The sequence below is a fragment of the Massilia sp. CT11-108 genome, assembly GCF_047302915.1.
Taxonomy (GTDB): Bacteria; Pseudomonadota; Gammaproteobacteria; order Burkholderiales; family Burkholderiaceae_D; genus Telluria; species Telluria orientalis.
In genome coordinates this window covers 1-8318 of the sequence record NZ_JBKYMO010000248.1, presented here as the reverse complement: position 1 = coordinate 8318, position 8318 = coordinate 1, and the positions used below count along the sequence as shown (strand labels likewise).

Below are 8318 nucleotides of genomic sequence, written 5' to 3'. Positions count from 1 at the left end.
GCCGCTGCGCGAGCTGACGACGCGCATGGGCGCCGCGCGCACGCTGCACAGCCTCCTGGGCGCGCGTCCGGACACGCGCAGCTTCGCGCATCATCGCGGCAATCCGCTCGACGTCGACGTGCTGATCGTCGACGAGGCGTCGATGGTGCACCTGGAGATGATGGCGTCGCTGCTGGACGCGCTGCCCGCCGGCGCCACCTTGATCCTGCTGGGCGACAAGGACCAATTGGCGTCGGTGGAAGCGGGCGCCGTGCTGGGCGACCTGTGCCACGACGCACAGGCCGGGCGCTACGACGCGGACACGCTCGCGTACGTGCGGGCCGCCATGGCCGCGGCGAGCACAGCGAGACGAACGCGGCGGCGGCGCCAAGCAGCCGTTCCTGCATGCCTAGCGCTTCGCCGCGCGCCTTGCGGAAATAACCGCTGCCGTCGAGGCGCTCGTAGATGAAGGACGCGAGCGTGGCCTCGTTCTGGATCGCGGGTATCTGCGTGCCCGCGCGCGCCGTCCAGAACGGCACCTTGCGGACCTGGTCCCAGTCATCCGCATCGAGCTTGCCCGGCCGCTCCCACACGACGTTCGGTATGGCCACCTTGCCGATGCCGTGCAGCAGCGCGGCTCGCACCAGCGGACTTTCTTCGAGTGCCATCATGCCGGCCAGCGACGCACTGCGCCGCGCCAGCGCGGCCACGCGGCGCGAATAGCCCGTGAGCCACGGCAGCTTCAGTTCGATGACGTCGGCCACGATGGACAACGGCACGCGCCGGTCGTGGCCGGGATAATCGGCCGCGCAGGACGGTTCTTCCAGCATGTCGAGCCAGTCCTGCGCATGTGGCGACAGTCTCTGCACGAACGTCGCCGGATATTTCACGCCGGCGCGCTCGCCGATCAGGCGCAAGGCGCCGTCCGTCCCGTGCGCGGGCGCCAGCACTTCCAGGTCGCCGGCCAGGCGCACGTAGAACACGGCGCGCGGGATGTTCGGGGCGAACAGCACGTCCTGCATGTCGCCGCGGTGGTGGCTGCCGAACAGGTGGCGCAGGCTGTCCTCGACGTCTCCCGGCAACCCGAGCAGCACGGCGATATCGCCCGCCACCTCGCACTGCATCTGCGCCAGCGGCATCACGTTGGCGAACGTGAGGCCGGCGTGGCCGGACAATGTCCGCGTCACCATCGCATGGCGGCCCCTGACGTCGTCGCCCAGCAGGTGCGCGAATCCGGCCGCCGTCGCCGTGCTGCCCGACCAGCGCAGCAGCGCCACCATTCTCGTGCTCGTACACGCATCGGCACCGTCGCCGTTTTCTTCCGCCAGCCGGGCGGCGAGCCGCGCCGTGCGGATGGAGTGATCCGGCGGCAGGCCCATGGACAGGTCGCCGACCATGGCCAGCACCTGCACGGCGTCTTCGACGGTAATGGTTTCATCGGGTTGCATGGCACTAATGTAACGGCCATTGCCCTGGCGTACAAGGCGCGCGACAGTTCACTGTGCTAGGCTGCCGCCATGAAGATCAGTATCCGCCGCTACCGTCCGGACGACCGCAAGGCCGTGCTGGCGGCCTTTCGCTCCAATGTGCCGGCTCACTTTCCGGCATCGGAAGAATCATGGCTGCGTTCCGCGCTGGACGACCCGGACGGTCCGCTGTTCGTCGTGGTCGAGGCGGGCGAGATCGTCGGCTTCGGCGGCTACGAATTGTCCGAGTTCTACGACCTCGGCACGCTCGTGTTCGGCCTCGTGCGGGCCGACCGCCACGGCACGGGCATCGGCCGCGCGCTGCTGGCCTATCGCCTGCTGCACATGGCCGGACGCAAGCTGCGGCCCCGCTACGTGACGGTCGATACGCATCCACACACGGCCGGCTTTTTCAAACGCTGCGGCTTCATCGAGATCGCCCGCTGGCCCGGCGGCTACCGTTCGGGACGGGACCGCGTCGACCTGCGCTTCGATCTCACGGACGAGGCCGTGGCCAGGCTGCACGCGTGCGGGTGGCGCGAGGCGTTTGCGCGTGATGGCACTGTCTGAGCGCCCGGGTTTGATCTTTGCATCGGTCGCGATGGCGACCCGGCTGCGCAGGTCGCGCCGGATGCGTTCCAGCGCCGGTTGCATGGCACGGGCATCGATCGGCGAGCAGGTCGCACGGCCGTGGCGGAATGTGAGGCGGCGCTTGACCAGCACGCCGTCGCTCTCGCGCACATACGTCGCGCGATAGAAGATGCCGCCAGTAATCACGCTGGCCGGCGCCGGCAGCGACGTGAGCCGCAGGCCCGGCGGCAGGCGGAGGCGGGTCTCGTCCTCCGCGTCGATGGCCGGGCAGACGAAGTCGTGGCGCCGGTCGCGTTCCTGCGTCAGGCCTGCCACGGCGGCGTCCACGACGCTCCAGGCGCGGTGGCTGGTTGCGAGCGTCCGTCCCGTGCGCAAGGCGCCAACATTGTCGGTGCCGGACAGCGTCAGCGTGTCGTCATCGCCGCCCTGTTTCACGTCGCGCAGGTTGGTTCGTGCGGCATGCTCGCGCCCGCCTCCCGCGACATCGCGCGCCATCGCGCGCAAGGGCTCGGCCAGCGCGCCGGACATGGCCCGGTCCACGTTGAAGCTGACATGTCCGTCGCGACCGACGTCGACCGTGGCCACCGCGCGGACCTTCTGCGGCTGCAGCACCGGCGTCATCGCGAACGTGCCGCTCCTGATCAACAGCACGGGCTTGCCCAGCAACGCAGGCGGCAAATAGCCGGCCTGGACGGATGCCGCCGCCGGGTCGACGAACAGGTCCAGCGCCGGCACGTACAGGATCATGTGGTCGAGGACGGCCAGCACGGGCGCGTCCGGCAGCCGGTAGGCGTTGCCGCCGTTGACGAGGGCCGGCGTACTGTCGATGCCGATGGCGGCCAGCATGGCTTGCAGCCGCGTGGCGTGGTCCTTGTCGTCGCCGCGGCGGACGTTGTTCCGCACCCAGTCCGACAGGGCCAGCACGCGGGCGGGCGTGTCGGGCAGTTCGTCGGCCAGCCGGTGCGCCAGTGCCGCGAGGGCGGGAGAGGGCAGCGCCTTGCCGGCCGCGGCGTCGCGTACGGCGGCGGCGAGCGCCGGGTAGTCGGCGAAGGTGGACACGGCCAGGCGGTGCCCGTCGTCGAGCACGCTGACGGCGCCAGCCTCGCCATGCCCATCGGCCTCGTTCACGTAGCGCCACTGGTAGCGCCGCCGGCCCGGGGGACTGTCGGCCGGTACCGGCACGAAGCCGACGGCATCCGCGTGCAGCGGCAGGGTGGACGGCATGTCGTAGACCACGGTGGTGTTCCGGTGGAATTGAAAAGGCATGACCGCCACGTCTTCGAAGTGGCCGGGCAACGGCGGTATGCGGCGGCGGATGACGTAGTGCACGACCAGCTGGTCGCCCAGCGCCGCATCGGGGAACACGACGGTTCTCGTGCGCGCGTCCGGCTGATCGTGGATGGCGTTCTGCGGCACCGGTATGCGCCGTCCGCCGGGCTTTTGCGTGTATGCGTCCAGCGATACGAGGTCGTCCTGCGCCCTGTCGTAGCGGATGGCGAACCGGCCCTGGTCCCGCAGGGCACGTAACCCGGCGATGGTGCGGACGTCGTCCACGGCAAGCCGGTACGTGCCGTCCTGCTCGACGACATAGTGCCGGACGTGGCGCTCGACGATGGCGGCGGAATCGCTGTCCGTGCCGGCGCGCGCATGGCCGAACGGCGCCAGCAGTGTGACGATCATCAGCATTAGCAGGGCACAATATCTACTGGTCATGCGGGCTCCACATGCTCAAGTCGGAAGGGCGACCGGACCATGTTACGGAGGGCGATCCGTTGACCCTTGAGCCTACGCAATCGTGCTCTTCCTGCGATAATTCCGCGATGAGCGCACTGACTTTCCACGCGGGCCCGCTGGCCCTGGCCCGGATCCGCACGCACGGCTTGCGCGCGGAAGACGTCGCCGTCGTGCCTGCCGCGGCGGGCGGACCAAAGGGTCTCGTGTTCCGCGCCCTCGACCAGTGGGTGTTCGGCGAGTGGTTCCCGCGCGCGCCGCGCGAGCGCGTGCTGATCGGCTCGTCGATCGGCGCCTGGCGCATGGCGGCCGCCTGCCAGCGCGATCCGGTGCAAGCGTTCGCGCGCCTGGGCGAGCTCTACAGTGGCCAGCGCTATACGAGCACGAAGCCGTCGCAGGAACAGATCGACGCCGTCGTGCAGGGCCTGCTGAACGAATTCGTGCGCGGCCACGAGGACGACATCGTCAATCACCCGCACCACCGCCTGCACGTGCTGACGGTGCGCGGCAAGCGCGCCCTCGCGGCGCCCGGCCACCGTCACGCCGAGATGCGCGGATTCGCCGCGGCGGCGCTGCACAACCTCTTTTCGCGCGACAAGCTGGCGCACCTGATGGACCGCGTCGTGCTCGGCGACCGCCGTGCGAACACGCCCTGGCTGCGCGACCGTTTCGACAGCTTCGCCACGCATTTCGCCGCGTTGACGCCCGAGAACCTGACAGCCGGCCTGCTGGCCTCGGGCACCTTGCCGATGCTGATGAAGCCGGTGCGCGACATCGCCGGCGCACCGTCCGGCCACTACTGGGATGGCGGCATCATCGATTACAACCTGGCGCTGCCGTACGCCCGGGTGGCGGCGCAGCCGCCCGGCGACATCGTGCTGTATCCCCATTTCTCCGAGCACATCGTGCCGGGCTGGCTGGACAAGGCGCTGCCATGGCGCCGCGCCGCCCGCGGACCGAACCGCGGCTGGCTGGACAATGTGTTGATCGTGGCGCCGAGCCATGCGTTTCTTGCCAAGATGCCGCGCGGAAAAATCATCGACCGCAGCGATTTCAAGTTCTATGGGCTGGATCACGATGCCCGCATCCGTGCCTGGAGTCAGGCGATGGACGAGGGGGAGCGGCTGCGGGATGCCTTCACGGCATTTGTGAACAAGCCCGATATTGCACGGATTCGTCCGCTTTAAACGACGTAAACAGGCCTGTTTGCGGTCTTTGCAGGCAAGCGGAGGTACAATACGAGGTTTCGTAATTCGACCCTGAAAGCTTCCCATGAGTCTCAAATGCGGCATCGTCGGCCTGCCCAACGTCGGTAAGTCCACCCTGTTCAACGCCCTGACCAAGGCCGGCATCCCGGCTGAAAACTATCCGTTCTGCACCATCGAGCCGAACGTCGGCGTCGTCGAGGTGCCGGATCCGCGCATCGACCAGCTGTCGGCCATCGTCAAGCCGGAGCGTGTCGTCAAAGCCATCGTCGAGTTCGTCGACATCGCAGGCCTCGTGGCCGGCGCGTCGAAGGGCGAGGGCCTGGGCAACCAGTTCCTGTCGCACATCCGCGAGACGGACGCCATCGTCAACGTCGTGCGCTGCTTCGAAGACCCGAACGTCATCCACGTGGCCGGCAAGGTCAGCCCGATCGACGACATCGAAGTCATCCAGACCGAGCTGGCACTGGCCGACATGGGTACCGCCGAGAAAGCCCTGCACCGCGAGCAGAAGAAGGCGCGCGCCGGTGACAAGGATGCGATCAAGCTGGTGGCGATCCTGGAAAAGCTGCTGCCGCACCTGAACGAAGGCCAGCCCGCGCGCACGCTGGGCCTGGACGCCGACCAGCTGGAACTGATCAAGCCGCTGTGCCTGATCACGGCGAAACCGGCCATGTTCGTGGCCAACGTCTCCGAGAGTGGCTTCAAGGACAATCCGCTGCTGGACCTGCTGACGGAATTCGCCAACAAGCAGAACGCGCCGATCGTCGCGATCTCCGCCGCCATTGAATCGGAAATCGCCAACCTGGACGACGCCGACAAGCTGGAATTCCTGGCCGACCTCGGCATGGAAGAGCCGGGCCTCGACCGCCTGATCCGCGCCGCTTTTAAACTGCTGGGCCTGCAGACGTATTTCACGGCCGGCGTGAAGGAAGTGCGCGCCTGGACCGTCCCGATCGGCGCCACCGCCCCGCAGGCGGCCGGCGTGATCCACACGGACTTCGAGCGCGGCTTCATCCGTGCGCAGACCATTTCCTTCGACGACTACATCACCTACAAGGGTGAAGCGGGCGCCAAGGAAGCGGGCAAGATGCGTGCGGAAGGCAAGGAATACATCGTCAAGGATGGGGATGTGTTGAACTTCCTGTTCAACGTTTGATCCAGACTGCAGGCTCCAAGCCCCGGACACCGCAAGGTGCCGGGGCTTTTTTTCACTCGCTATTTGCTCAAACGCAGCTGCAGACCCGTTTCGGTATAGGTCGGGGTCGCGGTGAAACCGTCGACGGCGATGGTCTCGAACTTCCCTTTCAGGCTCGTTGCAGCAATCACCGTCAGCGTGTCGCCAACGGCCGGCTTGTAGCCGTCCAGGAACGTGATCCGCAGCGTGCCGCCGGCGATCGTCGCGGTGCCGCTGACGTTGACGCGTCCTTGCTGGCCGGCACCCAGGCGCAGTTCGAGGGTTGCACCGGCGAGCTGCGTGTAGTTGCCGCCCACGACCAGCGCAGCCGGCGCGTTGCTGGCCACGGTACCGCCGCCGGCGACATAGACGTCGCCGTTGCCGAACGCCCTGGCCGACAGCGCCTCGAGCGTTCCCCCTTCGACCTGGGTGCCGCCCGTCCAGCTGTTCTGACCGCCCAGCTGCAGCGCGCCAGTACCTTGCTTGACTAGCTTCCCGCTGCCGGCAATGTCGTTGCGCCAGCGGTCGGCCGCATTGAAGCCGCCATTGCTCGCATCCATGTTCACGATCACGTTACCGGTGAAGACGGCATAGCCTTCGGCGGCGGCGAACAGATTCAGGCGGCCCCAACCTTCAGGATCGTCCAGGACCGGGTAACCGGAGGCAATCGCGGTGGTTTTCAGCACGACGCGACGCTGCGCATCGGTCAGGTACGGCAGCCGTGTCTCGAGCAGCACTTCGGCGCCCTTCGGCACCACGGCCGGCAGGTTCGTGGCCCCGGTCTGAGGCAGGTTGTAGGTCATGCGCCGGATGTAGTTCGCACGACTGGTGGCGTAGTCGGCGAAACGGTCGTTGGCGGCGGTGCCGGACACGGCGTAGGCCGCAAAGGTCGCCGGCGTGGTGCCGGTCAGCTTCATGAGGGTCGTGTGGGCCTGGGTCACGGCAGCGGAGCGGACGGTGGCACCGGCGGCGATCAGGTTGGCGGCAGCCACGGCCTGCGCCTGTACCCGGCCGCTGATGACATCCAGCGGCGAATGCATGCCGGCGAGGATGCGGCTTTCGCCCAGTTCCAGGCCGCGTCCGACCAATTCCTGGTAGCGCTCGGGCAGCACGTAAGCCATGCCGACGGCATTGCGGGTCGCTTCGGCCGCGTGGCCGCTGGTGAAACCGCCGTCGGTGCTCGGGGTCGTGCTCTTGGCCGGCTCCAGTTGCGGCACCACCTTCACGGCGCTGCTCCAGCGGTAGGGACGCGCATATTTGTAGAAACGCTTGGCGGGCTCGGTCGAGCCATTGTTACCCATCGAGTTGATCAGGTCGACGACCTTGCCGAAGTCGGCATTGGCGTCGCCGCCGACCCCGTTGTTGTTGCCGCCGTCATCGTATTTGACGGTGGTGGCATCCGCCGGAATGTCGGTGATCGTGGTGGTCTGGCGCGTGGCCGTGCGCCAGGCACTGGTCAGCGGACCCATGCCTTCGGTCACGCTGTAGCCCTTGTTGCGGCGATCGTCCAGGTAGGCCTGCAGCGTCTGCTCGGCAGTGCGGTTGGCGGTGGCTTTGACCACGTAGTCGATATTTGCGTTGTGAACGGCCGCGTTGACGATGGTGCCGCCTTGGGTGCCGTCGTTGGGCAGGCCGGTCCAGGTCGATGCGACCACCGCGGGGAAACCATCCACGGCGGGCGCGGTGACGCCGGCGTCGACGATCTCGGTCAAGGGTTTCCAGATGTCGAGCATGCCGCCGAGTACGCGCACGCCGGCGTTGGTCGCCAGGGTTGCATAGCGGGCGTCGCCACGCTGGTTGGTGGCGGCCGTATCGACGAAGGCCAGCGCCGACGGTACCGGCGCCGTGTCGGGTGCGCCCTGGTCGGCGGGCGCGGCCGGAATGACGAGGACGGTGTCGGCATTGTCGTTGCGATCGGAGCCGCCGCAGGCTGTCAGCGCGAGCATGGCGGCGGCAGCGAGGGCGAGAGGAAGACGGTGCATGCGAAACCCTTCAAAGTGAGGTCAAAGCGGAAAAATCGGTCGCATGATATGAGCGGCTGATGACGGCTTAATGACCGACGATTCTTGTAATTAGGGTGAAATATTTGTCAACTAATCTCCGGGCATTCCTTTTGTGAACCTTGGAGAGTTGACGCATGAACCCGAATCCCGACGTGTCCCGCCGCCG

4 protein-coding genes and 3 pseudogenes are annotated in these 8318 nt (G+C 67.4%); 4 read left to right on the top strand and 3 right to left on the bottom strand.

Features of this window, described 5'->3' with window-relative positions:
- A pseudogene (locus tag ACEN88_RS18955) lies at positions 1 to 325 on the top strand (AAA family ATPase); the annotation flags it as partial.
- A gap of 43 nt (positions 326 to 368) precedes the next feature.
- Here the strand turns inward: ACEN88_RS18955 and ACEN88_RS18950 are convergent.
- A pseudogene (locus tag ACEN88_RS18950) lies at positions 369 to 809 on the bottom strand (HD-GYP domain-containing protein); the annotation flags it as partial.
- Positions 810 to 1496: 687 nt separating this feature from the next.
- Here ACEN88_RS18950 and ACEN88_RS18945 point away from each other — a divergent pair.
- The gene (locus ACEN88_RS18945; RefSeq protein ID WP_413341998.1) at positions 1497 to 2015 is read left to right on the top strand and encodes a GNAT family N-acetyltransferase; all 519 of its coding nucleotides are present in this window, start codon (positions 1497 to 1499) and stop codon (positions 2013 to 2015) included.
- A 1161-nt stretch (positions 2016 to 3176) separates the two neighbouring features.
- On the opposite strand, the pseudogene ACEN88_RS18940 reads toward ACEN88_RS18945, so the two are convergent.
- A pseudogene (locus ACEN88_RS18940) lies at positions 3177 to 3716 on the bottom strand (DUF3857 domain-containing protein); the annotation flags it as partial.
- Positions 3717 to 3856: 140 nt separating this feature from the next.
- Between ACEN88_RS18940 and ACEN88_RS18935 the strand changes: the two are divergent.
- Positions 3857 to 4954 (top strand): patatin-like phospholipase family protein, encoded by a 1098-nt coding sequence (locus ACEN88_RS18935; RefSeq protein ID WP_413341996.1) that lies wholly within the window; start codon positions 3857 to 3859, stop codon positions 4952 to 4954.
- Positions 4955 to 5039: 85 nt separating this feature from the next.
- A complete protein-coding gene (ychF, locus tag ACEN88_RS18930) occupies positions 5040 to 6131 on the top strand; it encodes a redox-regulated ATPase YchF (RefSeq protein WP_105378846.1) in 1092 nt (363 codons plus the stop codon).
- A 59-nt stretch (positions 6132 to 6190) separates the two neighbouring features.
- Here the strand turns inward: ychF and ACEN88_RS18925 are convergent, their stop codons facing one another.
- The gene (locus ACEN88_RS18925; RefSeq protein WP_413341994.1) at positions 6191 to 8131 is read right to left on the bottom strand and encodes a phosphatase PAP2 family protein; all 1941 of its coding nucleotides are present in this window, start codon (positions 8129 to 8131) and stop codon (positions 6191 to 6193) included.
- Positions 8132 to 8318 lie beyond the last annotated feature (187 nt).

Bases quoted from the DNA above. Each gene is read 5' to 3' on its own strand.
- ACEN88_RS18925 (WP_413341994.1), bottom strand. From the start codon at position 8,131: ATGCACCGTCTTCCTCTCGCCCTCGCTGCCGCCGCCATGCTCGCGCTG.
- ACEN88_RS18935 (WP_413341996.1), top strand. From the start codon at position 3,857: ATGAGCGCACTGACTTTCCACGCGGGCCCGCTGGCCCTGGCCCGGATC.
- ychF (WP_105378846.1), top strand. From the start codon at position 5,040: ATGAGTCTCAAATGCGGCATCGTCGGCCTGCCCAACGTCGGTAAGTCC.
- ACEN88_RS18945 (WP_413341998.1), top strand. From the start codon at position 1,497: ATGAAGATCAGTATCCGCCGCTACCGTCCGGACGACCGCAAGGCCGTG.